The organism is Dermacoccus sp. Ellin185 (genome assembly GCF_000152185.1).
In the GTDB taxonomy this organism is placed as follows: domain Bacteria; phylum Actinomycetota; class Actinomycetes; order Actinomycetales; family Dermatophilaceae; genus Dermacoccus; species Dermacoccus nishinomiyaensis.
On the sequence record NZ_AEIQ01000056.1, the window covers coordinates 32,744 to 58,541 of the forward strand.

Annotated in this window: 25 protein-coding genes and 1 pseudogene; 10 read left to right on the forward strand and 16 right to left on the reverse strand. The window is 68.7% G+C overall.

Annotated features, from left to right (window positions below; all coding sequences use genetic code 11):
- Positions 1-26: 26 nt before the first annotated feature.
- Positions 27-1,076: an NAD(P)-dependent alcohol dehydrogenase gene (locus HMPREF0321_RS04955; protein WP_040014495.1), complete on the reverse strand. Its 1,050-nt coding sequence runs from the start codon at positions 1,074-1,076 to the stop codon at positions 27-29.
- A 58-nt stretch (positions 1,077-1,134) separates the two neighbouring features.
- Positions 1,135-1,398, reverse strand: coding sequence for a type II toxin-antitoxin system death-on-curing family toxin (locus tag HMPREF0321_RS04960; RefSeq protein WP_006944759.1), 264 nt, complete (start codon positions 1,396-1,398; stop codon positions 1,135-1,137).
- Between the two features lie 286 nt (positions 1,399-1,684).
- Here HMPREF0321_RS04960 and HMPREF0321_RS04965 point away from each other — a divergent pair, with 286 nt between their 5' ends.
- Entirely contained in the window at positions 1,685-2,239 is a 555-nt protein-coding gene (locus HMPREF0321_RS04965) for a DUF4396 domain-containing protein (RefSeq protein ID WP_006944691.1), read from the forward strand.
- 80 nt (positions 2,240-2,319) lie between these two features.
- Positions 2,320-2,901 (forward strand): YdhK family protein, encoded by a 582-nt coding sequence (locus HMPREF0321_RS04970; protein ID WP_006944735.1) that lies wholly within the window; start codon positions 2,320-2,322, stop codon positions 2,899-2,901.
- 405 nt (positions 2,902-3,306) lie between these two features.
- On the opposite strand, the gene HMPREF0321_RS04975 is transcribed toward HMPREF0321_RS04970, so the two are convergent.
- From HMPREF0321_RS04975 to HMPREF0321_RS05000, 6 genes are all read right to left on the reverse strand, one after another.
- Complete coding sequence (locus HMPREF0321_RS04975) at positions 3,307-4,398, reverse strand: inositol-3-phosphate synthase (RefSeq protein ID WP_006944606.1); 1,092 nt, start codon at positions 4,396-4,398, stop codon at positions 3,307-3,309.
- Between the two features lie 64 nt (positions 4,399-4,462).
- On the reverse strand, positions 4,463-5,032 hold the full coding sequence (locus HMPREF0321_RS04980) for a PadR family transcriptional regulator (protein WP_006944740.1): 570 nt from the start codon (positions 5,030-5,032) through the stop codon (positions 4,463-4,465).
- 324 nt (positions 5,033-5,356) lie between these two features.
- Positions 5,357-6,040, reverse strand: a complete 684-nt coding sequence (locus tag HMPREF0321_RS04985) for a prepilin peptidase (protein WP_006944602.1) — start codon at positions 6,038-6,040, stop codon at positions 5,357-5,359.
- Between the two features lie 117 nt (positions 6,041-6,157).
- The gene (locus HMPREF0321_RS04990; protein ID WP_006944751.1) at positions 6,158-7,051 is read right to left on the reverse strand and encodes a hypothetical protein; all 894 of its coding nucleotides are present in this window, start codon (positions 7,049-7,051) and stop codon (positions 6,158-6,160) included.
- Positions 7,048-9,753, reverse strand: coding sequence for a phosphoribosyltransferase (locus HMPREF0321_RS04995; RefSeq protein WP_050786482.1), 2,706 nt, complete (start codon positions 9,751-9,753; stop codon positions 7,048-7,050). Before HMPREF0321_RS04995 ends, HMPREF0321_RS04990 begins: the two co-directional genes overlap by 4 nt.
- A gap of 14 nt (positions 9,754-9,767) precedes the next feature.
- Positions 9,768-11,018 (reverse strand): HpcH/HpaI aldolase/citrate lyase family protein, encoded by a 1,251-nt coding sequence (locus tag HMPREF0321_RS05000; RefSeq protein ID WP_006944619.1) that lies wholly within the window; start codon positions 11,016-11,018, stop codon positions 9,768-9,770.
- Positions 11,019-11,116: 98 nt separating this feature from the next.
- Here HMPREF0321_RS05000 and HMPREF0321_RS05005 point away from each other — a divergent pair, with 98 nt between their 5' ends.
- On the forward strand, positions 11,117-12,643 hold the full coding sequence (locus HMPREF0321_RS05005; protein WP_006944820.1) for a TerD family protein: 1,527 nt from the start codon (positions 11,117-11,119) through the stop codon (positions 12,641-12,643).
- Positions 12,644-12,705: 62 nt separating this feature from the next.
- Here HMPREF0321_RS05005 and HMPREF0321_RS05010 read toward each other — a convergent pair.
- Together HMPREF0321_RS05010 and HMPREF0321_RS05015 are read right to left on the reverse strand one after the other, a co-directional pair.
- Positions 12,706-13,286: pseudogene (locus tag HMPREF0321_RS05010) on the reverse strand (TerD family protein).
- Between the two features lie 66 nt (positions 13,287-13,352).
- Entirely contained in the window at positions 13,353-13,937 is a 585-nt protein-coding gene (locus tag HMPREF0321_RS05015) for a TerD family protein (protein ID WP_006944806.1), read from the reverse strand.
- 245 nt (positions 13,938-14,182) lie between these two features.
- Here HMPREF0321_RS05015 and HMPREF0321_RS05020 point away from each other — a divergent pair, with 245 nt between their 5' ends.
- Genes HMPREF0321_RS05020 through HMPREF0321_RS15980 form a run of 3 tightly spaced genes read left to right on the forward strand, consistent with a single transcriptional unit; the run spans position 14,183 to position 15,973 of the window.
- A complete protein-coding gene (locus HMPREF0321_RS05020) occupies positions 14,183-14,566 on the forward strand; it encodes a hypothetical protein (protein WP_006944659.1) in 384 nt (127 codons plus the stop codon).
- Positions 14,559-15,104: a TerD family protein gene (locus HMPREF0321_RS05025; protein ID WP_006944616.1), complete on the forward strand. Its 546-nt coding sequence runs from the start codon at positions 14,559-14,561 to the stop codon at positions 15,102-15,104. Before HMPREF0321_RS05020 ends, HMPREF0321_RS05025 begins: the two co-directional genes overlap by 8 nt.
- A complete protein-coding gene (locus HMPREF0321_RS15980) occupies positions 15,101-15,973 on the forward strand; it encodes a hypothetical protein (protein WP_006944817.1) in 873 nt (290 codons plus the stop codon). The genes HMPREF0321_RS05025 and HMPREF0321_RS15980 overlap by 4 nt, the downstream gene beginning before the upstream one ends.
- Positions 15,974-16,023: 50 nt before the next feature.
- Here HMPREF0321_RS15980 and HMPREF0321_RS05035 read toward each other — a convergent pair whose 3' ends face one another.
- Complete coding sequence (locus tag HMPREF0321_RS05035) at positions 16,024-17,163, reverse strand: DUF475 domain-containing protein (RefSeq protein WP_006944707.1); 1,140 nt, start codon at positions 17,161-17,163, stop codon at positions 16,024-16,026.
- A gap of 245 nt (positions 17,164-17,408) precedes the next feature.
- Here HMPREF0321_RS05035 and HMPREF0321_RS05040 point away from each other — a divergent pair, with 245 nt between their 5' ends.
- The 4 genes from HMPREF0321_RS05040 to HMPREF0321_RS05055 all read left to right on the forward strand — a co-directional run bounded on the left by HMPREF0321_RS05040 (position 17,409) and on the right by HMPREF0321_RS05055 (position 20,471).
- Complete coding sequence (locus tag HMPREF0321_RS05040) at positions 17,409-18,605, forward strand: toxic anion resistance protein (RefSeq protein WP_006944600.1); 1,197 nt, start codon at positions 17,409-17,411, stop codon at positions 18,603-18,605.
- A gap of 36 nt (positions 18,606-18,641) precedes the next feature.
- Complete coding sequence (locus HMPREF0321_RS05045) at positions 18,642-19,082, forward strand: hypothetical protein (RefSeq protein WP_006944815.1); 441 nt, start codon at positions 18,642-18,644, stop codon at positions 19,080-19,082.
- Positions 19,075-19,617: a TerD family protein gene (locus tag HMPREF0321_RS05050; protein ID WP_006944772.1), complete on the forward strand. Its 543-nt coding sequence runs from the start codon at positions 19,075-19,077 to the stop codon at positions 19,615-19,617. Before HMPREF0321_RS05045 ends, HMPREF0321_RS05050 begins: the two co-directional genes overlap by 8 nt.
- A gap of 122 nt (positions 19,618-19,739) precedes the next feature.
- A complete protein-coding gene (locus HMPREF0321_RS05055) occupies positions 19,740-20,471 on the forward strand; it encodes a hypothetical protein (RefSeq protein WP_006944762.1) in 732 nt (243 codons plus the stop codon).
- A 148-nt stretch (positions 20,472-20,619) separates the two neighbouring features.
- Here the strand turns inward: HMPREF0321_RS05055 and HMPREF0321_RS05060 are convergent, their stop codons facing one another.
- The 5 genes from HMPREF0321_RS05060 to HMPREF0321_RS05080 form a co-directional block, all read right to left on the reverse strand.
- The gene (locus tag HMPREF0321_RS05060) at positions 20,620-21,441 is read right to left on the reverse strand and encodes an ATP-binding cassette domain-containing protein (protein WP_040014498.1); all 822 of its coding nucleotides are present in this window, start codon (positions 21,439-21,441) and stop codon (positions 20,620-20,622) included.
- 242 nt (positions 21,442-21,683) lie between these two features.
- Positions 21,684-22,763 carry an ABC transporter permease gene (locus HMPREF0321_RS05065; RefSeq protein ID WP_006944611.1) on the reverse strand — a complete coding sequence of 360 codons (1,080 nt, stop codon included), beginning with the start codon at positions 22,761-22,763 and terminating at the stop codon, positions 21,684-21,686.
- A 115-nt stretch (positions 22,764-22,878) separates the two neighbouring features.
- Positions 22,879-23,097, reverse strand: coding sequence for a biotin/lipoyl-binding carrier protein (locus tag HMPREF0321_RS05070; RefSeq protein WP_006944789.1), 219 nt, complete (start codon positions 23,095-23,097; stop codon positions 22,879-22,881).
- A 26-nt stretch (positions 23,098-23,123) separates the two neighbouring features.
- Complete coding sequence (locus tag HMPREF0321_RS05075; RefSeq protein WP_006944709.1) at positions 23,124-24,464, reverse strand: esterase family protein; 1,341 nt, start codon at positions 24,462-24,464, stop codon at positions 23,124-23,126.
- Between the two features lie 170 nt (positions 24,465-24,634).
- Positions 24,635-25,615, reverse strand: coding sequence for a sugar ABC transporter substrate-binding protein (locus tag HMPREF0321_RS05080; protein WP_006944819.1), 981 nt, complete (start codon positions 25,613-25,615; stop codon positions 24,635-24,637).
- Positions 25,616-25,798 lie beyond the last annotated feature (183 nt).

The following is a 25,798-nucleotide window of genomic DNA, read 5'->3' on the forward strand; positions in this document are numbered from 1 at the left end:
CGCCACCCGGAAGACGGGCCGAGGGATCAGGCGAACGTCTTGGCGTCGATGACGAAGCGGTAGCGGACGTCGGAGTTCACGACGCGGTCGTAGGCTTCGTTGATCTGGTCGGCGTTGATGAGTTCGATCTCGGCAGTGACGCCGTGTTCGGCGCAGAAGTCGAGCATTTCCTGCGTCTCGCGGATGCCGCCGATGTTGGAGCCGGTGAGGGACTTGCGGCCGCCGATGAGGTTGCCGGCGTTGACTTCGAGGGCTTCGGTCGGCAGGCCGAGCAGCACCATCGCGCCGTGGGGGCGCAGTGTCGCCATGTAGGCGCGCACGTCGATGTGGGCGGAGACGGTGTTGATGATGACGTCGAACTGGCCCTTGTGCTCCTTGAGCGCGTCGGGGTTCTCCTTCGTCGCGATCCATTCGGTGGCGCCGTACTTGCGGCCGTCCTCTTCCTTGGAGCGCGTCTGGCTGATGACGGTCACCTCGGCGCCCATCGCCTTGGCCAGCTTGACGGCCACGTGGCCGAGACCGCCCATGCCGACGACGGCGACCTTGGAGCCTTCGGTGACACCCCAGGTGCGCAGCGGCGAGTAGGTGGTGATGCCGGCGCACAGCAGTGGCGTGACGGCGGCGGCGTCGAGTTTCTCGGGGATGTGGAGGGCGAACGCCTCGGAGACGACGATGGCCTGCGAGTAACCACCGGCGGTCGGGCGCCCGTCGTGACGGTCGATGCCGTTGTAGGTACCGACGGCGTTCGGGCAGTTGTTCTCCTCGCCCTTCTTGCACCATTCGCACTCACGGCACGAGTCGACAAGGCAACCGACACCGGCACGGTCGCCGACCTTGAACTCGGTGACGTCGGAACCGATCTCGGCGACACGGCCGACGATCTCGTGGCCGGTCACCATGGGGTAGTTGACCTTGCCCCATTCGCCGCGGACGGTGTGGATGTCGGAGTGGCAGATGCCGGCGAATTCGATCTCGATGCGGATGTCGTCGGGGCGCAGGTCGCGGCGCTCGACGGTGCCGGGCTCGAGGGGCTTGTCGGCGGCAACGGCCTGGTAGCAGGCAACAGTCGTAGTCATGCTTCTGACGGTACGCCGACGCGGGGTGAGAAGCATTGTCACGTCGGCGAGCGCCGTCTCACATGGGTTCCGTGAGGTCACGAAGGCGTTCGGCGATCACGCCGACGTCATCGAGGCCCCCGGCAGCGACGTCGAGCATGCATTCGTATCGTTCGTCATCGCTGCCGACGAGATGAGTCCCGTCGAGGGCGAGGAACAGCCAGAGCGCACCGAGTGCGGTCCGCTTGTTGCCGTCGACCAACGCGCGATTCTTGGCCAGGGAATGGACGAGTGCGGCTGCCTTCATCAGGATCCCCGGGTAGACATCCTCCCCGAAGACCACCGCTCGCGGCCGAGCCAGGGCCGATTCCAGCAGACCCCAGTCCTGCTGGCGCGCCGCGCCGACCGCCGGTCAGGGCGCCTGAAACCGCTGAGGTCTGAAACTCCGCAATGCGGGGTTTCAGACCTCAAGTCGTGAGTTGAGGGCCGAAACTCTGCCATGCAGCAATTCGGCCCTCAACTCGACGAGAGCGACGAGGTCGACGACGGACGCTCTCCGTCCAGTGGGTGCAGTGGAACCTCCCAGTAGTCATGGAATACCCCCTAGGGGTATTGGCGTTGCGGCTGACATGAGCGAACACGAACACCATCACGGCTCAGGTCATGACATGTCGTCGATGGCTGCGTCGGCCACGCTGCACTGCCTCACCGGGTGCGCCATCGGCGAGATCGTCGGGCTCATCGCCGCAACGGCCCTGGGATGGGGCAACGGTCTCAGCACGGCCGTCGCGATAGCGCTCGCATTCGTCTTCGGGTACACGCTGTCAGCGACACCGCTGCTGCGCGCAGGCATCCCCGCCAAGCAGGCGCTCCTGCTCGTCCTCGCAGCGGACACCGTCTCGATCGCCACGATGGAGCTCGTCGACAACCTCGTCATGTGGCTCGTACCGGGCGCGATGGACGCACGGTTGATGGACCTGCTGTTCTGGGTCTCGATGGCGGTGGCTCTCGTCGCGGCCTATGTCGCCGCCTACCCGGTGAACAAGCACTTGCTGCGCCAGGGCAGAGGGCACGCGATCACTCACCACGCCAGCGGTGCAGCGATGGACAACAAGCCCCTGGCGTACGCCATCACCGCGTTCCTCCTCGGCGGCGCCGTGGCATCGCTCGGCACACTGCTGTGAACCCACGCCGCTCTGACAGAACTCAGAGGGACGTCCGCTATGTTCGTCGAACACGCCCCCGAAGCGAAAGGCCGCACCTCATGAACCGTCGAAATCTGGCCGCCACTGCGGCCGCCGCCGTGGCATTGGGCGCCGGCACCGCATGTTCCTCCGGCAGCGACCATTCCTCGCACTCAGGCATGCCGACGTCGGCCGCGGCCACGTCGACGTCGGCCTCCTCCGGCCATGGTCACATGCACGAGATGGACGGCGGCCCGGCCCCGGCGGACATGACCCCGGCGAAGAACCCGAGATTCCCGGTGGGCAGCAGGGTCACGCTGACGACCGATCACATGGACGGCATGAAAAATGCCCCCGCGACCGTCGTCGGGGCCTACCGCACCGCCACATATGCGGTGAACTACCAGCCCACCACCGGCGGTGCGATGGTCAAGAACCACAAGTGGGTCGTGCAGCAAGAGCTGAAGAGCGCCGGCACAAAACACCTCGCCGACGGGGAAGCCGTCACCATCACAGCTGACCACATGGACGGCATGCAGGGCGCCGAGGGCACCATCGCGTCGTCCACCACTCAGACGGTGTACATGGTCGACTACACGGCCGACGGAATGACGATGAAGAACCACAAGTGGGTGGTGGAGGACGAGATGAAGTCTCGTTGAGGTCGCACCGATCGTTGCGCCGGCCCGGCTGCGCCCTCGCGTGAACGCACAACTCGTCGCGTGCAGGGTCGCGACGCCCAGCGACGTTCCGACGAGCGTGACGAGCAACGCGCCGGGCCCTTTCGACCGGCCGACGCGGGGTGTCGCGCGGCCGGGTGCGTGCGCAGACTACCCACCCGTGGGGTCTGAAACTCCGCAATGCAGAGTTTTAGACCCCAAGCCATGAGTTGAGGGCCGAAACCCTGCAGTGCAGAGTTTCGGCCCTCAACTCGTCAACCCGTTCAGGTCGCCGGACGGCGCGACATCGATGCCGACTCAGCGCTCTTCCTCTTCTGAGCGCTTCCTCAACGCTCACTTCGGCAGGATCCTCGCTTCGCTGCGGTCCTACCTCCGCTCGCTTGATCGTCAGCGCTCTTCATCACCGCGGATGAAGGCCTCCAACATCTCGCGGCCCACGGTGTCCTCGCGCTGCTCGGGCGGGCTCTTCATGAGGTAGCTCGACGCCGACAGCAGCGGGCCGCCGACACCACGGTCCTTGGCGATCTTCGCGGCGCGGATGGCGTCGATGATGATGCCGGCCGAGTTCGGCGAGTCCCACACCTCGAGCTTGTACTCCAGGTTGAGCGGCACGTCACCGAACGCGCGGCCCTCGAGGCGCACGTACGCCCACTTGCGGTCGTCGAGCCACGCGACATAGTCGGACGGGCCGATGTGCACGTTCTTGTCGTCGATCTTGCCGGCGAGCGAACCGGAGAGGTTCGACGTCACGGCCTGCGTCTTCGATACCTTCTTCGACTCGAGGCGCTCACGCTCGAGCATGTTCTTGAAGTCCATGTTGCCGCCGACGTTGAGCTGGTACGTGCGATCCAGCGCGACACCGCGGTCCTCGAACAGCTTCGCCATGACGCGGTGCGTGATCGTCGCGCCGACCTGGCTCTTGATGTCGTCACCGATGATCGGCACGCCCGCGTCCTCGAACTTCTTCGCCCACTCCGGGTCGGACGCGATGAAGACGGGCAGCGCGTTGACGAACGCGACACCCGCGTCGATCGCGCACTGGGCGTAGAACTTGTCGGCGCTCTCCGAACCGACGGGCAGGTAGCTGACGAGGACGTCGACCTGCGCGTCCTTGAGCGCCTGCACGACGTCGACGGGCTCCGCGTCCGACTCGTCGATCGTCATGGCGTAGTACTTGCCGACACCGTCGAGGGTGTGGCCGCGCTGCACGATGACGCCCGTCGGCGGCACGTCCGCGATCTTGATCGTGTTGTTCTCGGAGTTGTTGATCGCCTCCGACAGGTCGAACCCGACCTTCTTCGCGTCGACGTCGAACGCCGCGACGAACTCGACGTCACCGACGTGGTAGTCGCCGAACGTGACGTGCATGAGACCCGGCACGTGCGCGTCAGCGGACGCGTTCTTGTAGTACTCGACACCCTGCACGAGCGAACTCGCGCAGTTGCCGACGCCGACGATGGCGACGCGAATATTTCCCATGGAACTCACTCCGTTGTGGACGAGCCTTCGGTCCCGACGGACGACGCGAGCGCCGCCCGAATCGTCAGGTCTCGGAGGCGAGGGGGCGCGGATCGGCAGCAGCCTTCCGCTCGATCTCGATGAGTTCGTTCACCCAACGCACCTCACGCTCCGTCGATTCGATGTCATGACGGAACAGCTCCGCAATGTACGAATCGCGTGTGCTGCGGCTGTCCATCGCCTGCTCGCGGGAGCGCTCGAGACGCTCCTGCAACCGCAGACGTCGCCCCTCGAGGATGCGCAGGCGCACCTCCGCGCTCGCGCGCGAGAAGAAGGCGAAGTGCACGTCGAAGTTCTCGTCGTCCCACGATGTCGGGCCGGAGCGCGACAACTGATCCGCGAAATGATCCCGACCCTCGTCGGTGATCTCGTACGTGATGCGCGGGCGCCGACCGCCGGGAGCGAACGACGCACTCTCGGAGATGAGGCCCTTGCGGGACAGCTTCGCGAGACACGGATACAGCGACCCGTAGCTCACGACACGAAACGCACCGAGCACACCGGTGAGCCGCTTGCGCAACTCGTACCCGTGCAGGGGCGCCTCATGCAGCAGACCGAGGACGGCGAACTCGAGCACCGTGCCACGACGTGACATGCCACTCTCCTTCGCCTGGAAACAGTCTGCGTCGCACCGCGCGACACGAATGTCCAGTTTTTCAAACGGACGCGCCACACGGAAATGACGAGCGGGTGAACGCTCAGAGACATTCCTAACAGATGTATCGAGTCGAGATATCGAAACGCGGCAAACTTCTTCGGAATGGGTGTGGGATGACGAGAGGCCAGCGCCACTCGTCGGCACAGCGCCACGCCGGAGGATCTGTGCGCCACGCCGACTGACCGAAGTAGGTCCCCGGGCCGCAAGGACGCCCTGGCGTGAGCCTTGCGCGCGACCCTTTGCCGCCCGTGAGGGCGCGCGTCAGGCCAGCGCGAGGGCGACGAGGGCGCCGGCGATCATGAACGGGCCGAACGGCATGCGCGCCTGCCGTCCCCTGCCGCGCGCGAGCAGCACGACGCCCCATGCACCGCCGAGCAGGAACGCCCCGAACGCGCCGGTGAGCCACACGTTCCACCCTGCCCAGGCGAGCAGCGCGCCGAGCGTCGGGGCAAGTTTCACGTCGCCGAGCCCCATGCCGGAGCCGCCGCCGAGCAACGCGAGAGCGAGGTAGCACGCGCCCAGCGCGACGGCACCAGCGATGGCGCGGCGGGCGGCGTCAGCGTCGAAGACCGTCGTGCCGGAGCGGTGTGCGTCGACAAAACCCGCCAGCACGAGACCGCCCGCGACGACGCCCGCCGCGCGCAGCGTCAGCGCGTTGGGCAGGCGATGGACGTCGAGATCGATGACGGCGAGCCTGACGAGGGTGGGCGCGACAAGTGCGAGCGTCAGCACGAGGCCGGGCCGCGTACCCCACCACACCTGCATCGCCGCACCCATGAGCACGACGGCGAGCGTCGACGCTGCCAGCCACACGATGTCGAGGCGTGCGAGCGCCGGCGCGCGGTAGGTGACGCCCTGACGATGGCCTGCGGCGACGACCTCGCGCGCACCGAGCGTCAACGCACCGAGGAGGAAGAGCGTGACGCCGGTCAAGGGCAGGAGCATGCGTCGATCATGTCAGCGCAACAGGCATCGGACGCCGTTGCCGATCGAGCAGTTTTCGCGCCAGGCACGAGACCGTCGACGTGACTGGCCGGGTCGGCCCTGCGAAACGAGCGCGCGTCACCCCACCGCCGCGAGCAGCCGCGCACACACCTCGCGGCCACCGAGGACGCCGGACGCCGTCGTCACCTGCAGGCCCGGGCACGTCCAGTCGAGATCGTCGAGCTCCCCGTGGCGCGGACGGACGGGGGCGTCGACGGACGTCAACAGGTCCGTGTCGAGCAGCGAATCGCCCGCCGCGGCCGTGAACGTCGAACCCGTGCGACGCCGCACCTCCGCCAGGCCTCGCGACTTGCGCAGCGGCCGCGGCACGACGTACAGCTTGCGGCCCTGAAGCGACACCTCCCAGCCGCGCTCACCCGCCCACCCCGTCAGGTCGCGCACCACCGACGCCGGCAACTCGGCGCGCTCCACGACGAGGTAGGCGAACATGCCCTCGGCGTCGCGCAGCTTGCGCAGCCACCCCGGATCGGCGATCGCCTCGAGGTGCTCGCGGATCCCGGCGAGAGGCGCGCACGAGCCGTCGAGCTCGTCGAGGACGGCACAGTGGTAGTCCTCGTCGCTGACGCCGTCGACGAGCAGGAACCCACCGTTCGTCGTGACGGCGTACTGCGGGTCGATCGGCAGCCGGATGCGCTCGTACTGCGCGCGCGTTCGCGTCGTCGACGGCACGAAGGTCGCCACGCGATGCATCTCCTGCACGAGTGCGACGGCATCGACCGTGAGATATGACAGGGGCAGTTTCTCGTAAACCTCCGCCACGAGCAGGACGGGTGCGTCGGCGTCAGCGCCGGCGAGTGCGAGCGCCTTCGCGGAGTAGACGAGCGTCCGGTCGAGGTCGCACGCGACGATGGCTTCCCCGCCTGAGGGCCGGGGCGGCGCGGCGTCCGCGTAGGACGCGACGAGGGCGCGCAGCTCGTCCGTCATCGGCATCGAGACGGGATGCGTCGTCATGCTCGCTCCTTCGGGTCGCGTGTGGCCGAGGTGCCGTCATCGCCGGTCGCCCCGCGGGTGAAGCGCGGGTGGATGAGGCCGACGCAGCTGTAGTCGAGGCCGGGATACTCCTCGACCGGCACGCCACGCGCCGCGGCGAGCGCCTCGATGTGGCGCAGATCCTCGCCAGCGCCGGGCGCGACGAGGATCTTCCAGGGCACCCGGCGCAGCAACACGCGGGTCGTCTCGCCGACGCCCGGTTTGACGAGGTTGACGCTGCCGATGCCGAACTCCTCGGCGAGCGTCTCGACGGTGGCCCACCCCGTCCACCGGGGTGGCTCCGCCGCGCATCGCGCCTGCGCCTCGGCGCGGATGTCGGCGGCGTCCGCGGCCGGCGGGAATGCTCCCGTGACGGCGTCGACGAAGAATCCCGACACGTCGTGCGGCGCGAGTTCGGCGTAGAACTTGGCTCCATGGAACTGGCCGGGCCCGATCAGAGCGTCGTTGAGCACGGTGCGTGACACGAGACCGGAGACGGTCGAGTTGAGGCAGGCGGAGGGGATGAGGAAGTCATCACGCGTGCCCCACATCGTCGTGCACGACCCGGTGTCGGCGAGCACGGCGAGCGTCGGATCCAACTGCACCCCCGTGGCTTGCTCGTACTCTTCGAGCGCCGCGACGAGTTCGCGGCTGATCGCGCCCTTGCCCGTCCAACCGTCGACGAACAGCACCGAAGACGCATCGTGCCGCGCCACGATGTGATCGAGCGCCACCGTGTCGATGCCGCGCCCGCGCACGATCGAGACGGCATAGTGCGGCACGTCGAGCCCGCGCGCCTGACGAGCCCAACGCTTCATGAGCACCCCCACGGGAGTGCCGGCGCGGGCGAGGGAGACGAGGACGAGGTCATCGCCGCGCTCTGCGAGCGCCAGCTCGGTGACGGCGGCGACCGCAGCAGCCACCCGGGCCCTCGACATCTCCAGCGCGTCGCGGAACAGCTGTCCGTAGGCCGCGTCCGGTTGGTACTCGACGGGCAGGCTCTCGGCATGATGCGCGCCGCCGGACTGGATGGCTTCCTCGCGTTCCTCGGTCGGCGCCTCGAGCGTGACGCCGGACAGATCTTCGAGCAGCCACGTCACCTCCTCGGGCGCGTACGAACCAAACGTCGGGCCGACGAGTTCGCGTTCCGGGGCCGTCGCCGGCTCGGGCAGCCGCGCGACGACGACGCGGTCCGTACAGGCCGCGAGCGCCTCGATGACGCCATCCGGGGCGTGCAGCTGCGGCGTCAGGCTCGGCGGGTCGACGCACAGGACGATCGTCCGCCACGGTGTTTCACGTGAAACGTTGTACGTGAAACGCGGGCCGTCACCGTCGGCCGGGTCATCGAAGGCCGGGAACGTCAGCGCGTTGCGGATGGCATAACCGGGGTCGTCGACGGCGAGTACGGGCGAGCGGGTGGTCGTCGAGAACCGCGTGGCGACACCGCGTTCGCGCAGCGCGCATGCCAGACGCAGCGGCGCGTCCATCAGCTCTTCGGCGCCGAGGACGAGCACCTCACCGTTGCCGTAGGGCAGAGCCTGTGCGACGACGTTCGCCGCCTCCGGAAGCGTCGCGGTCAGGGGGGCGAGCTGCGCAGGCGTCACCCCATGACGCCCCGTCAACGGGGTGCGGGGCGGCCACGGCACGTCGACCTCGGTGATGGTTCCCCGGGCAGCATTCGGTGCGGCCGTCGAGACATTGGCGCTCCCCGATGCCCACGCAGCCTTCGATTCGGGCCCCTGCTCTGCGCCGGCATCTCTCAGGACGCTCGCGCGCGACTCCACCTGCTCGACGAGCCGCTGCCCGCGCTCGAGCACGTCGCTCGGCAGGTCGAGGTGACCGGCCGCGAGCGAGACGACGTCGATCTGCACGCCGAGCTCAGCGGCGCGGGTGGCCATCGCCGCGCGGTCCTTCGCGTTGCGCATGTCGACGAGCGTCGCGACGACGTAACGCTCGCGCGGCAGGCTCTCGTGCAGCGCGGCGATGGTGTTGAGCACCGTGCGGCCCGTCGACAGTTCGTCGTCGACGAGGACGAGCGGCACGACGCGCCCAGCAGAACGCCGCGCGAAGAAGCCGTCGTCCGAAGGCAGGACGAGGTGGCTGGTGGCGTGTGAGTGCTCCTCCTCGAAGGCGCCGACGGGCGTGAACCCGGCGACGGGGCGTCGCGTCGAGTGGATCGCCGGCGCCCGCAGCGCATCCGCGACGCACTGGCCGAGCGCCGTCGCCGTCTCGGCGAACCCCATGACGACGCATGCAGGTGAGTGCTGCAGATCGACGAACGAGTCGACGGCGCAAGTGAATTCATCGACCACCCGCGCGTCGTCAGGAGCCCGGAGAGCCTCGTGCAGCGCCTGTCCTACGCGTGCGAGAGCACCATCGACGACGCCATGGCCCTGCGCACCTGAGTCGTCGCTTCCCGCGTCACTGCTACCAACCGCCGCTCCTGCGTCGAGAACCCGACGCACCAGCTCGCCGAGCACCCGGCCACTGCCGCGCACGATCTGCGGGTCGACGGGCACGTGCTTGCCGAGGACGTTCGAGACGAGCAAGTGTGCGCGACGAGGGTTGCGTCGCACCGCGAGCCCGACGAGGTCGTGCAGATCGAGCCCCGGCAGCGCCTGCGTCGTGCGCAGGTCGGCACCGAGGCGTTCGGCGACCCACTCGCCCGGCCACGTCGTCGTCATGGGGTGCTCCTTCGTCATGCCTGCTCACCGGCTGGGTTGCCCGCGCCACGACCCGAGAGGGCCTCGACGTGCGCGAGGAGGAAGTCGACCATGCCCAGGCCGGGCCGCGCGACACCGAACAGTTCGGCGCGCGTCATCGTGCGCTCCGCCCACCCCCGATGCGGGCCGGCTTCGTTCATCTTGTTGCCGGCGCTGGAGGCCTGCACCCCACCACCGCTCGCATGCTTGGCGAGGATGTCGACGGCGTCGGCGTGCTCCTCGCTGGAGACGACGCTCAGCGCGTGCACGATGCCGACGTGCTGGGGGTGGATGATCGTCTTGCCCGTGAGCCCGTTCGCCCGATCCAGTGCGAGTTCGCGTACGAGGCCGTCGAGGTTCTCCTCGAGCAACTCCTCACGGATGTCGTCGTGCTCGAGCGCACGGAACGGGGTCTCGCGCAGCATCGGTTTGAACAGGCGGCGCGAGTTGGCGAAGCACTCCCAGACGGGCCCGGAGATCGGAAAGCCGGTGCCGTCGGTGCGGCCGAACACGTTGACGATGTCGTACACCACGTCCGCGACGGGCCCGATGTTGTAGATCGTCAGCTCGCGCGGGCGACGCAGCCCGAGCGCGGCGCCCAGGTCGGTACCACCGATGCGCACGCAGGCGACGACGTCGCGATGGGGTGCGAGCACCGTCGAGACAGCCGACAGCAGGCCGCCGCGCGTCTCCCGATGAAGCAGGCCGGGCGTCTCGACGACGGGCATCGCGAGCAGGCGATACCCCGCGAGCGCGCTCGCCTCCGCGAGAGCGTCGAAGTAGGCCGGCGCGTTCGCGCCTGTGAACTTGGGCATGACGAAACCCGCCAACACCGCTGAACTCCAGGTTGATTCGCCGCCTGGCCCCTCGTTCACGAGGGTGGCGAGGTCGCGCAACTGCTGCGGCGTGCGCACCCGGACGAAGATCAGCGGCAGCGCCGCGGCGACGTCGTCAGACGTCGGAAACCGCGCCGCGAGCGCCGCGAGGTGTATGACGATGTTGGCCTGCGCCGCCGGCACCTCGCTCTCGGAGATCGAATCCTCGAGGCACCACACGGTGCTAACGAGACCACGCGCGTGATGCGTGACGACGTCATCGGCGAGCTGCGGGCGCGTACCGGGCATGTAGAGGCACGCCCCGAGGCCTGAACCGACGTGCTGCGCGTCATCACGCGCCGAGAAAGAATGAGGCGGGCTCGCGAAGATGGCCTCGCGGGTCGATTCGTCGAGATGGGAATAGTGCTGCACCGCATGCCCTCCCTGATGTCGGTGTGCCTGCGCCCAAGTCTGCCCCGTCGACGCCCGTCATCCGCCAACGGGACGCCACGGCATGTGAGGATCGAGGCATGACCCAGCTCACCAAGGGCGCCAACGTCGCCGTCCCCAGCGATGCCGTCAACATCGTCGTCACCTGGACGGCGGCACCCCAGGCGCCGACCGTCGACCTGTCCACCCTGCTCGTCACCGCCACCGGCAAGGTCCGTGACGACTCGGACTTCGTGTTCTACAACGCCCCGCAGCACGCGTCGGGCGCCGTGCGTCTCGGCCCCTCCTCGCCCGGGTCCGCGTCTGTCGAAGCGCATCTCACGGGCGTCGAGGGCGTCGTCGAACGCATCGTCGTCGTCCTCAGCGCTGACGGCGGCCCGTTCTCGCAGGTGCCCGGCCTCACCGTGCGCGTCGACGATGCGACGAGCGGCCAGGTCGTCGCCCAGTTCGGCGACATGGGCGCGACGAGCGAGACCGCCCTCGTCGCAGGCGAACTGTACCGACGCGCCGGCGCCTGGAAGTTCCGCGCCGTCGGCCAGGGCTGGGATTCCGGCCTCGCCGGCCTCGCCACCGACTTCGGCATCAGCGTCGACGACGCCCCCGAACAGCCCTCGTCGTCAACGGCGCCGGCTGCCACCCCTGCGTCGGCTCCTGCCCCGGCACCGGCGCTCCGGCCTGCCGAGCCCTCGCAGGGCGAGCAGCCAGGCAGCGACACGAGCCAGCCGTACGCGGCGCCGGTGTCCCCGACGCCCGCGCCGCTACAGCCTCCACAGCAGCCGTCGGCACCGCAGCAGGCCCCCCTGCAGCCGCCCCACCAGCCCCAAGCTCCGCTTCAGGCCCCGCTTCCGCACCAGGCGCCGCTGCAGCCGCCCCACCAGCCCCAGGCCCCGCAGTACGAACCCCTGCAGCCTCCGCACCACCAGCAGGCTCCGCAGCAGGTGCCCTCGCCGCAGATGGCACCGCCTCCTCAGATGGCGCCGCCTCAGATGCCCCTGGCCGCGCCGGCCACTCAGGCCGCGCCGTCGGTCGTCAACCTCGACAAGGGCCATGTGAGCCTGCGCAAGGGTGATCGCGTCAGCCTGACGAAGACGGGCGCGCCGCCGATGAGCCGCGTGTTCATGGGGCTCGGATGGGATCCGGCGAAGCGAGGCCGCAACATCGACCTCGACGCGTCCGTCATCGCCTTCGACGCGCGCGGGCGCGAGCTGGAGATCGTCTGGTTCATGCACAAGAAGGAGTTCGGCGGCGCCATCGTGCACCTCGGCGACAACCTCACCGGCCAGGGTGACGGTGACGACGAGATCATCACCCTCGACCTGACGGCCATCCCGCCGGCCGTCGCGCACCTCGTGTTCACGATCAACAGCTATTCGGGGCAGAAGTTCACCGATGTGCGCAACGCGTACGCCCGTCTCGTCGATGCGCAGTCGGGTGCCGAACTCGTGCGGTTCTCGCTCAGCGAGTCGGATCGCGCGACGGGTGTCGTCATCGCAGCGCTGAGCCGCACTCCGCAGGGCACGTGGGACATGCGCGCCATCGGCCAGTTCGCCAACGGCCGCACCGTGAAGAAGCTCGTCAAGCCGGCCGCGCAGATGCTCGGGCTGTGACGACACACGTGTGAGGGGTGAGGGCCCGAAAGCCCTCACCCCTCACACGTCGCAGGAACTGCTCAGCCGACGTTGACGCCGAAGTCGCGCGCGATGCCCGCGAGACCGTCGGCGTAGCCCTGACCGACGGCGCGGAACCTTCCACTCGCCGTTGTTGCGGTAGACCTCGCCGAAGATCATCGCCGTCTCGGTCGAGGCATCTTCCGTCAGGTCATAGCGCGCGAGCTCGGCGCCGTCAGCACGGTTGACGACGCGGGATGAACGCGTTCGCCACCTGCCCGAAGCTCTGCCCGCGCTGCGGCGCCTCGTAGATCGACACCGCGACGACGACGCGCTCGACGTTCTGCGAGAGCGTCGACAGGTCGACGTTGATCGACTCGTCGTCGCCCTCACCCTCACCGGTGAGGTTGTCACCGGTGTGCTCGACGGCGCCGTCAGGGCTGCGGAGGTTGTTGAAGAAGACGAAGTGCTGGTCGTCGATGACGCGGCCGTCAGCACCGAGCAGCAGCGCCGAGGCGTCGAGGTCGAAGTCGGCGCCGGTCGTGGTGCGCACGTCCCAGCCGAGGCCGACCGTGATGGCCTGCAGGGACGGGGCCATCTTCGTCAGGGAGACATTGCCACCCTTGGAGAGCGAAACACCCATGAGATTTCTCCTCGTTCGATGTGAGTCGTACGGATCGTGCGTCGAGATCGAGCCGGACGCGACGCGTCAGCCGACGTTGACGCCGAAGTCGCGCGCGATGCCCGCAAGGCCGTTCGAGTACCCCTGGCCGACGGCGCGGAACTTCCACTCGCCGTTGTTGCGGTAGACCTCGCCGAAGATCATCGCCGTCTCGGTCGAGGCGTCCTCCGTCAGGTCGTAGCGCGCGAGCTCCGAGCCGCCGGCCGCGTTCATCACACGCATGAACGCGTTGCGCACCTGCCCGAAGGTCTGCTGGCGCGTCTCCGCATCGTAGATCGACACCGCGACGACGACCCGGTCAGCCTGCGGCGGCAGGCCCGACAGGCCGATCTTGATCTGCTCGTCGTCGCCCTCGCCCTCACCGGTGAGGTTGTCACCGGTGTGCTGGACGGTGCCGTCCGGGCTCGCGAGGTTGCCGTAGAAGACGAAGAAACCGTCGTCGATGACCTTGCCCGACGCGTCGACGACGATCGCCGAACCGTCGAGGTCGAATTCCGTGCCCGTCGTCGTCCGCGCGTCCCATCCGAGACCCACGACGACGTCAGTGAGACCGGCGGGCCCGGCCTCCTTGGTGAGTGAGACGTTTCCGCCCTTGGCGAGGCTGACAGCCATGACTGCTCCTTGATCACCTGATGCTCCGGTGGCCGTGACCAGCGTGACGCAGGTCTCGGCCCTTGCTCGTGACACTACCAACGCACGAGACGCTGCGAAGGTTGCAGCAGTACGCTCTGTGCGAACACTCGAACGCACCGACGAAGCCAGGGGAGGCCGTGACGATGGGCTTTTTCGATCGGCTCGGCGAGCGCGCAGCGTCTTCAGCAGCCCCAGCGGCCCCATCCGCCCCCGAGCCCGGCTCGGTGGAGGCGATCGCCGCCGGCAACGTCACGCTGCTGCAGTTCCTGCGCCGCGAATCCGGCCGGATCCCCAACCGCGCCTACATCCTCGCGCGCACCATCGCCCAGCACCTCGACGACGTCGTCGCGGACCCGTCGGCTCACCTGCTCGACGTCGGCTCCCGCATCACCCTCGAACGCATGGCGACGACCCACCTGCCCGACACGATCAACGCCTACCTCGCAGCCCGCACCATGCCCGACGCCGACGAACTCCTCGTCGAACAGCTCGCGACGCTCGAGGTCGCCGCGTCCAAGGCCGCCGCGCGCTCCATCGAAGCGGCGCGCGACGCGTTCCTCATCCAGGGCAGCTTCCTCGAGGACAAGTACGGTTCGTTCCATGTCTGATCTCGTCCCCGGCGCCAACGTCTCACTACGCGAGGTCCCCGGCCTGCGCCTGCTGCGCATCAGCCTCGAATGGGACGCCGGACGCGAGAACGTCCTCGACGAACGCCTCGGCGTCGCCGCGCTCCCCCTCGTCGACGAAAAACTGCCCGGACGCAGCCACGTCGTGTTCGGCAACCAACCCACCTCACCCGAGCAGTCGACCCGCCTCGGCGCCTCGAACGGCGTCGTCGAGATCGACCTCGACGCCGTCCCCGCCGACGTCGGGCGCGTCGCCGTCATCGTCTTCATCCACCCGCGCCCCGGCGCCGCGCGCCGCTCCCTGTCGCAGCTGCGCTCGCTGCGCGCCGTCGTCACCGACGCGGAGAAGGGCACGCCCATCACCCGCTCCGTCGACCTCGCCAAGAGCGCCGGCAACGTCACCGCGCTCATCGCCGTCGAGGTGTACCGCCGCGGCAGTGAGTGGAAGGTCAAGGTCAACGGCCAGGGCTTCGACGGAGGACTCGACGCGGGCCTCGCGCAGTTCGGCCTGCCGGCATGAGTGACGGCTTCCTGCGTCCGCCCTCGTCGGGCGGCCCGGGCACGCCGGACGGCCCGACGCTCGCGCCGCCCGGGACCTCCGCGCCCCCATCGACCCCGGGCCCATCGACCCCGGGCCCGGCTTCCGCGGCGGGGCAGGCGCAGCCCGCCGCCTCGCCGAGCGCGTCCTCGCCGACGACGAGTGGCCCGCGTCCTTGGCTGTGGGTCCACACCGCGCGACCCAACCCTCTCGAGGCGCCGTCCGCGACGCCGGTGAGCACTGCGGCAACACCGGCCACGACGGGCACCCCTGCCGTCACCCCGCCGGCGGCGGGCCACCGTTCCACGTCGGCCGGCACCCCGCCCGGGCCTGCCAGCGCCTCCCGCACGCCGGCGTCGTTCCCGCCCGCGCGCGCGTGCCACGACGCACCTCGCGGCCTCGAGATGACAGGCGGGACGACGACGCAGCTCGACGGCGCGATCACCCTCGACCGTCTCGCCTCGGGTTACGGCGCCCTGACGATCTCGTGGTCGCTCACCGGTGAGGGCCGCGACCTTCTTGCGCTCGTCGACGGCTCCACCGTCGACCCGCGCGGCGACGAGTTCGTCATCGATCTGCTCCCCGGCCTCGATCGCGTGCTCATCTGCACGGGCACCGCGCGCGGCGTCGAGCTGCCCGAGTCGAGCATCATCGTGGCGAACGGTTCGACGCGCGTCGAGTGCCGCCTGCCCGCAGGCACGAGTTACGGCGTCTGGCCCCGCCTCAGCCTCGTCGGGGTCGACGAGTTCGTCGTCCTGCTCGACGAGCACGACCCCAGCTCCGGCGACCTCGGGCCCGTGGCCGCTGCCTACGGCCACGATGCGGCGACGTTCGTGCGCGCGGGACGCTGACGGCCACCCGTCCCCATCAGGACGAGTGGCCGCGCGCTGTTCGTGAGGGCTCAGCCGCCCAGGTGCTCGACCTGACCGCCGGCCGCCTCGATGCGCTTGTTGCGCACCAGAGAGCTGAGGTAGGCAGCGCCGATGAAGCCGACACCGATGAGCCCGGTGACGACCTCCGGCACCTCGTGCTTGATGCTGATGAGCAGGATCGCGGCCAGCGCTCCGATGGCCCACATCGCGCCGTGCTCGAGGTAGGCGTAATCGTCGAGCGTGCCCTGACGCACGAGGTACACCGTCAGCGACCGGATCCACATCGCCCCGACGCCGAGGCCGAGCGCGATGATGAAGATGTCCTGGCTGATGGCGAACGCGCCGATGACACCGTCGAACGAGAACGACGCGTCGAGCACCTCGAGGTACATGAACAGGAAGAACGCCGCCTTGCCCGCCGTGGTGCCGACACCCTTCGACGCGGGTGCCTGCGCCGCAGTGTCGCCGGCCTTCGTGGCGACGCTGCGCTCAGCGTCGTCATCGCCTGCCGCAGCGTCGTCGTCATCCTCGCCCTGGCTCTCGAACAGGTCACCGAGACCGCCGACGAGCAGGTACGTCATGAGGCCGAGGATGCCGGAGAACAGGACGGTGCCGGGCTCCTTCGCGAGCGTCTGCGACACGACGGCGAGCACGAGCAGCGCGACGACGACGGAGAGCTGATCGAGCTTGCCGATCTTGGCGAGGGGACGCTCGATGGGGCGCAGCCACTGCAGGTCGCGCTTCTCGAAGACGAAGTCGAGGAACAGCATCAGCAGGAACATGCCGCCGAACGCGGCGATGCTCGGGTGCGCATCGTGGAGCATGTGCGCGTATGTGCCGGGGGTCTCCTGGTCGCCGCCCTTGATGGCCAGGTCGATGGCCTCCATCGGCCCGACGTGACCCGTCAGGCACACGATGAGCAGGGGGAAGACCAGGCGCATGCCGAAGACGGCGATGAGGATGCCGACCGTCAGGAAGATTTTCTGCCAGAAGGCGTTCATCCGTTTGAGGATGGTCGCGTTGACGACGGCATTGTCGAAGCTCAGGGAGACCTCGAGCACGATGAGGATGGCGACGATGGCGAGGCCGGAGGGCCCACCGATCAGGAAGCCGCCGACCAGGCCGGCGATCGTGATGGCGGCGGACCATCCGAACGTCTTGAGGAGCATGAGGATCCGTTTCCGAAGGGGACGCGCCCGGCGACATCGGCACGGGCTGCGGGGTCATCGCTCAGCCTAGCCGCGCAGCGACGGGGAACGTCCGCGGCACGACGGAGCACCACCGTGTTTCACGTGAAACTTGGCGCCGCAGAGCCGGACGGGGAACGTTCCCCGGGCCTCAGCGCGTTGTCACCGGCGTGGACTAGGCTCGACGCAACCGAGATGTCTTGGCCGCGTGACCAAGGAGGAGCACGATGACGAACCCTGAACCCCAGCCCATGCTCGCCCCGCCGAAACCGGTCGACGTGGTCGAGCCCGAGAAGGCTGCGGCGATGGTGCCGATCGACGAGCAGCACAAGCAGCTCGCCGTCACGGAGGCGACGCAGACCGTCGCGAGGTTCGAGGAGATCGACCCCAACGACCCGGCGTTCCGCGCGCGGCTCAAGGAGATCACCAACATGGGCCGCGAGGAGTCCATGAAGGCTGCGCAGGTGAGCAACTCGATCCTGCAGCGCCCCTCCCTCGCCGGCAAGGACAGCGCCCAGAACAAGGTCGGCAACACCCTCGCCGAGCTGCGTCAGACGGTCACCGACCTCGACCCGCACCGCGCCGACCTCAAGGGTGCGAAGAAGCTGCTCAAGTGGATGCCGGGCGGCGACAAGGTCGACCGCTACTTCATGAAGTACCAGTCGAGCCAGACCCACCTCAACGCCATCATCGCCGCGCTCGAATCGGGCCAGGACGACCTGCGCAAGGACAACGCCGGCATCCAGCTCGAGCAGACGCGCCTGTGGGAGTCGCTCATCCGCCTGCGCGACCTCGACGAGAAGATGACGCAGCTCGACGCCGCCATCGAGCAGCGCGTCGCCGAGCTCGGCGCCCGCGGTGAGACGGAGAAGGCCGACGCGATGAAGTCGCAGGTGCTCTTCACCGTCCGTCAGCGCCGTCAGGACCTCGCGACGGAGATCGCCGTCGCCACGCAGGGCTACATGTCGCTCGGGCTCGTCCTGCAGAACAACGACCAGCTCATCACGGCCGTCGACCGTGCCAAGTCGACGACAGTCGCCGCGCTCTACACGGCCGTCATCGTCTCCGAGGCGCTGGCGCGTCAGAAGCTCGTGCTCGACCAGATCAACGCCCTGCGCTCGACCACGTCGAACATGATCGAGTCGACGTCGCAGCAGCTGCGTCAGCAGGGCGCCGAGATCAACGCGAAGTCGACCGAGTCGCTCGTCGAGGTGCAGAAGCTCGAGAACGCGTTCACCAACGTCTTCGCGACGATGGACGCGATCGACTCCTACCGCAGCGCCGCGACGGACTCGATGGCCGCGACCATCACGTCCCTGCAGACGCAGATCAAGCGTGCCGAGCCGTACATGGAGCGCGCCCGCAAGCAGCAGCTCGAGAGCAACGAGAACATGCGCGGCCAGCTGCCCGGCGGGCCCGCCTGAGCCTCGTGACGCACCGCTTCGCAGGAAGGATCTGACGTGGGGTGGTTCTCGCGCGACGACGCGCGCCAGCAGCAGCCCAGCGGGCCGACTCCGGGCACCGTCGAAGCCGTCGAGGCGGCGCTGCACCCGTACGTGCGGTGGCTGCGTTCCCTCGGCGCGCAGGTGCCCGGGCGAGCGATGGTGCTGTGCCGTCTCATCGGAGACCACCTCGAGGACGTCGTCGCCGACCCGTCGGCGCGCCTGCTCGACGTGCAGACCCTCGTGACGCTGGAGCGCACCGCGAGCGCCCACGTGCCCGACACGATCAACGCCTACCTCGCGGCGCGCGGCGTCGCCGGGGCGCAGGACATGCTGATCCAGCAGCTCACGACGATCGAGCACGTCGCCTCGTCCGCGGCGCGCCGTTCGATCGACAACGCCCGCGACGCCCTGGAGATCCAGGGCGCGTTCTTGGAGGAGAAGTTCGGCCATGGCTGACGAATCCCGCGCGCCCGGCACCGGCGCCTCACTCGACGGCGTCCGCATCGTCTCGCTCGACGTGCGCTGGAACACCGGCGCGCAGACCGCGCTGGGCGACCGCCTCGGCATCGCCGCGATGCCGCTCGTGCGCGACCGCGTCGAGAGCCGCGAGCACGTCGTGCACTCCAACCAGCCGGCCACCCCCGACGAGACGACGCGCCTCGGTATCTCCGACGGCGTCGTCGAGGTCGACCTCGCGGCAGCCCCCACGGACGTCGAGCGCATCGTCGTCCTCGCGTTCGTTCAGCCGCGCGCCAACGCCCCGAAGCGCACCCTCGACGAGGTGAGCAGCCTCGACGTCAGCGTGCGTGACGACGCCACGGGTCGCGAGATCACGCGCTCGGGCAACCTCGCGTCAGCGGCGGGGCCTGTGTCGGCGCTCGTCGTCGCGGAGGTCGTGCGAGGGGATGCCGGGTGGCGTGTCGAGTTCACCGGCCGCGGCTACGACGCCGGCCTCGACGCCGCGATGCAGCAGGCCGGGAGCCGGCTGTGACGCTGCAGCCACCGCCCGGTTACGGCTCCGGGCAGGGGGATTCGTCGCCCACTCCATCGTCGGGGGGCGCTTTCTCACTTCCCGGAGGCACCGATGGCTACGCGCAGGATCAGCCAGGCCGGGTGCAGCCCCCGACGCCGGCGCCGCTGCCTGCGGACGCACCGGAGGATGCGCCGTCCGAGCGCGGTGTGCCGGATTCGCAGCTCGGCAACCCCGATGGTGCCTGGCTGCGCGTTCTCGCGCGGCAGACGAGCCCGTCGGTGACGGACATGGCCCCGTCCGCGGGCGAGCAGGGCGTCGCGGTGGGGCAAGGCGGCGAAGCGCCCGCTCCGAGCGGGCGGGTCGAGGTCGTGCCGGCACGTCGACGCCCGTCTCCGCCGCCGCTGGGCGTCAGCGTCGTCGGGGGGCGCACGGTGAAGCTGCACCGCGTCGCCGCGCTCGACCGGCTTGCCTCGGGCGTCGGCTACCTGACGGTCGAATGGCTCGTGCGTCGGCGTGGTCTCGACCTGCTCGCGCTGCAGGACGGCTCGAGCGTCACCCCACGCGGCAACACGCTGACGGTCGACATGACGCAGCCGATGAACCGCGTGCTCATCGCCACGGGGACCCAGGGCACCATGCCGCTGCCGCCGTCGGAGATGCGGGTGAGCAACGGTTCGACGCAGGTCATCGTCCCGATCGATGGGGGCACGAGCCTCGGCGTCTGGCCACGCCTGACACTGACGCGCGTCGACGAGTTCGTCGTCATCCGCCACGAGCACGACCCGCTGTCCGGTGTGCTCGGGGCCGTCGCGTCGGCGTACGGCTACGACGAGCGATCGTTCGCCATCACGCACACGCACCTGTTGGGCTGACGTCCGCCGCGCTCGCCTGGAGGCCGCGTCGCCGGCCCACGCGCACCTTCCACGGCTGAGGGCCGAAACCCTGCAATGCAGAGTTTCGGCCCTCAACTCGTCTCTGAGAGCTGCGATCCCGCAGCGCGCGGTCTCGGCTCCGAAGGAATCACTCGACGTCGATCGGTGACGCGGCCACCTTCGGCGCGTCGTCGTGGCGCAATTCGTGCTCGAGCGCCTCGAGTTCGCTCACGCCGGCCATCTGCGCCGTCAGCTCGTCGAGGCCGATCTCGCTCTTCGACGCATCGAGCGTCACGCGGCCGAGCTTCAGGACGACGAAGTGGTCGCCGACCAGGTAGGCGTGGTGCGGGTTGTGCGTGATGAGCACGACGCCGAGGCCGGCGTCACGCGCCGCCATGATGTATTTCAGAACGACGCCGGATTGCTTGACGCCGAGCGCGGCCGTCGGCTCGTCGAGGATGATGACCTTGGCGCCGAAGTAGATGGCTCGGGCGATGGCGAGACACTGCTTCTGCCCGCCCGAGAGGCCACCAACGGGACGGTCGAGGTCGGGCACCGCGATGCCCATCTTCGTCAGTTCCTCGTCGCAGACGGCCTTCATGCGCTTGATGTCGAGCGCTCCGAACGGGCCCTTCGTCAACTCGTTGCCGAGGAAGAAGTTGCGCCACACCGACTGCAGCGGCGCGAGCGCGAGATCCTGGTAAACCGTCGCGATACCGGACGAGAGCGACTGGCGCGGTGACGAGAAGTGGCGCACCTCGCCGTCGACGACCATCTCGCCGCTCGTGTAGTCGTGCAGGCCCGACATGATCTTGATGAGCGTCGACTTGCCGGCACCGTTGTCACCGAGCACGCACGTCACCTCGCCGGGTCGGACGGTGAGGTCGACGCCACGCAGGGCGTCGACGTTGCCGTAGGCCTTGCCGACGTCGACGAGCTGGACGATGGCGGTGTCATCGTGGGAGTTCACGCCGGTGGCGCCCCTCGTCTCGCCCGCGCTGTCCGTGCCCGAGGAGGCCGTTTCACGTGAAACATCAACCGCGGGGGACGCGGTGCGTTCAGCCGACGCTGTTCGGGTCTCTTCGGCCGCCTCGCGTCGGGGGGCAGCGTCATCCGGCATCACCGACTGCGTCGCGCCAGCAGTGTCACCCGTGCCCGGCCTTCCCGTTGCGCCCGGGCGGCGGCGGCCGTCGTCACCGGTCTTGATGCGGATCATCGGGCGTCCGCCTTTCGCTTGACGTAGGTGTTGAGGAGCACGGCGGCGAGCAGCATGACGCCGAGGAACGTCTTGAACCAGTCGGGGTTCCAGCCGGCGTAGTTGATGCCGAGCTGCGTCATGCCGAACATGAGCGCACCGAAGCTCGCACCGACCGCGGAGCCGTAGCCGCCCGTCAGCAGACAGCCACCGACGACAGCCGCGATGATGTAGATGAACTCGTTGCCGATGCCCTCACCGGACTGCACCTGGTTGAACGCGAACAGCAGGTGCATGCCCGACAGCCAGGCGCAGAACCCGACGAACATGTAGAGCCCGACGCGCACCTTCCACACGGGCACACCGACGGCGCGGGCCGCTTTCTCGTCGTCGCCGATGGCGAAGATCCAGTTGCCGACCTTGGTGCGCAGCAGCACGAAGGCGGCGATGATCGTCAGGACGATCCAGAACAGCACCGGGATCTTGAGGTTGACCGGCCCGATCTTCATCGAGGCCGCGAAGAATGCGTGCGCGGAGTCGAAACCGGCCATGTCGGAGATGTCGTTGCTCGCGACGCCACCCGTGACGGAGCGCGTCACGCCGAGGTTGACGCCCTGCAGGACGAAGAACGTCGCGAGCGTGATGAGGAAGCTCGGCAAACCGCTGCGGTTGAGCATGAACCCGTTGAGCGCACCGATGGCGAGCGCGATGAGCAGGCTCAACCCGACTGCGGCCCACACGTGGAAGTTGAAGTACCAGGCGAGCAGCGACGCCGACAGCCCCGCCGTCGTCACCGCGACACCGGCCGACAGGTCGAACTCGCCCGCCACCATGAGCAGCGCGACGGGCACGGCCATGATGCCGATCGTCGCGGACTGATAGAGGATCGTGCCGGTGTTTGCCATGTGACGGAACGGCTCGGCGACGAGGAGGAAGAACACGGCGATCGCGAGAACCCCGAACAGGGCACCGATCTCGGGGCGTGACAGGTAGCGCGCGAGGACGTTGCGGTTGCGGACGCGGTCGTCCGCTGAGCTGGCGGGCGCGGGCGTCGCCGGTGACGAACTCGGCTCGCTCGACGTGGCAGGAGTCGACACGCGAGGCTCCCTTTCGAGTGTGCGGGCAGGCGAAGGGGTACCTTCACCGTCCTTCATGGTAGAGGACAGGTGTATCGAACCGATACATTTCCCGACCGCGCCGCGCGGCGCTCGCTCACTGAAGGACGACGAGGACGTCGCCCTCCTGCACGACGTCACCGGGCTGGACGCGGATCTCGACGACGGTGCCCGGCTCCTCGGGGACGACGGGGATCTCCATCTTCATCGACTCGAGCAGGACGAGTTCGTCACCGGCCTCGACGCGCTGGCCGACGCTCACCGCGATGGAGTGGACGTTCGCGACGAGGTCGGATGCGATGTGTTGTGTGCCCATGCCAGCATCGTGGCAGAGGCGCGCTGTTACCCGCGCGTTCGCGGCGTCAAGCCGACGAGGCCGTTCGTCGAACCCGTGACCGGATGGGTGAGCCCACGGTGACGGCCCGTCAGTGGACTTGCCGACGGTTGCATCTGCGACGAGGGCGCTGACGGCGAACTGGACGGCGACGGCGACGCCGACTGCTGTGACGTCGAACCCGCCGAGGCCGCGAACATGGGGAACGTCTTGCCCATCCAGGTGAACACGTCGGGGAACGTCGTCTCCCACACGCCGACGCGGTGACCGGCGTGCGGCAGGTCGACCTGCGTGACGTCATACGCCGTCGCCGCCTTGATGAACGCCTCGCTCGAGGCGCCCGACAGCTTGTCCGCGCCCGAGACGAGCACCCACAGCGACTGCGGGTGCGGGTTCTTCTTGACCTGCTCGATGAGGTTGTAACGCTCGGGGACCTTGCCGTTGAACGGGTTCCACGTGTCGAACTGCGGCGAATAGTACCCACCGAGGCTCGCGCCACCCGCGTAACGGTCGGGGTGCAGGATCGTCGCCATCGACGAGCACCAACCGCCGGCCGAGACACCGATCGTCGTCCACGCCTCGCGGCTGGCCTGTGCACGGAAGTTCTGCGTGATGTAGTCGGGCACCATCGACGTCAGCCACGTCTCCATGTTGAGGCCACCGCCGTCGACGCACTCGGTGTCGATACCGGCCGGCATCTCCTGCGGCACGATGATGATGGCGTCACGCATCGCGCCGCGACTCACCGCGTCACGCAGCGAGGCGTCGAGGTGGAAGACGCGCTGGTAGTCGAGGGTGCCACCGGGCATGCCGTGGAAGGCCTCGATGACGGGGTACGTGCGCTTCGTGTCACTCGTGTACGACGGCGGCAGCCACACCATGACACGGCCGATGTCCTTGCCCTGCATGCGGATACCGGGGATGTTGATCTTGATCCACTGCCCCGTGGAGGACGGCTTGAGGTGCAGCCCGGCCTCGTAGCGGGCGCGCTGGGCGGCGTACTTCGCGTCGGCGGCGGCGTCGGTCTGACGTGCCTGCTGCAGCGCTTCGTTCTTCTGCTCCTGGGTACGCGCCTTGCCGTGCGTGTGCTGCTCGATGGTGGGCGGTGTGCCGGTGACGGCGGCCTGCACGTCCTGCCAGGACGAGTACCACCCGTACTTCGAGTTGAGCGTCACGACGGCCGCGAGCACGAGCACGAACGTGCTCGTCAACATGCCACCGAGGCGCATCGCGACGTGCTTGAGCGAGCGCGTGCCGAACGCGTGACCCCGCAGCGCCACGAACAGCGTGATGAGCAAGCCCAGAATCCAGATCATGACCGCGAACGTCATGCTGTCCGGCTCGATCATCTCCCCGCCCTTCCCCTTGCGCGCCCCGCGGTTCGGGGCGTCGACGACGAGCTCTTGTGAAGTCCAACCCTCAGCACATCACATCCAGGTGAACGCCAGCTGAGGCGGGCCAGAACCACACGTGGGTGCGCGTCGGGCCGAGACCGCGCCGCGCGAGTCGGGCGCACCGCTCAGCGGCGTCCGGACTTCGCGTACTTCTCGACGTCGGCGACGTTCGACTTGTCGATGAACGCGGGCCCCGTGAGCACGGGCTGGCCACCACCGACGATGTTGCCGTTGTTCTTGCGCAGCCACAACGCATCGACGGCGAGGTATCCCTGCAGGTACGGCTGCTGGTCGACCGCCCACTGGATCGTGCCCGCCTTGATCGCGCCGAGCACCTCGTTGCTCGTGTCGAACGTGTAGACCTTGGCGTCCGAGCTCGCGTCCTTGACCGACTTCGTCGCCGCCATCGCGTACGGGCCGCCGAGGCCGAGGACGGCATCGATCGTCTTGTCCTGCTGCAGCTTGCTCGTGATCGCACTCTGCACGCTCGGCATGTCCGTGCCGTTGACGTAGATGTTCTCCGTCGCGTCGAACTTGCTCTTGACGCCCGCACAGCGATCCATGTGGCCGACGTTGCCCTGCTCGTGGATGACGCACAGCACCTTCTTGGCGCCGCCGCTCTTGAGCTTGTCGCCTGCCGCCTCGCCGGCGATCTTCTCGTCCTGGCCGAAGTAGCTCTCGACGCCCATCTTCTTCCAGTCGTCCAGGCCGCCGTTGAGCGCGACGACGGGGATGCCCGCCTTCTTCGCCGCCTCCACGGAGCCCTTCATGGCATCCGGCTTCGCGAGCGTCAGGGCGATGCCGTCGACCTTCTTGTCGACGGCCTGCTGCACGAGGTTCGACTGCTTCGAACCGTCCGGGTCGGAGGTGTACTCGAGCTTGACGTTGTCCTTCGCCGCCGCATCCTCGGCGCCCTTGCGCACGATGTCCCAGAACGTGTCACCCGGGCCCGAGTGCGTGACGAGAGCGACCGTCATCGTCGGAGTGTTCGCGTGACCGGCGTTGTTCGACGCCTCTTCGACCGCCTTGCGCCCACCCGTGGAACTGCACGCGGCGAGCGAGGTGGCGAGCACGGCGACACTCGCCATCGTCAGGGACTTGCGCATGTGGATGATCCTTCTCCGGGGCGCCGACGGCGCGGACGTGACTATCAGCGTCCATTGTGCCCCACCTGATGTCTCGGTTCGATACATCGCGGGTCGGCGGGGTGCCTGTGTCGGCGGTGGGGCGTGGGTGCCCGGTGGGCCAGGGCGCTGTCAGGATGGCGGGTAAGTCACGCGTCGGCAGGT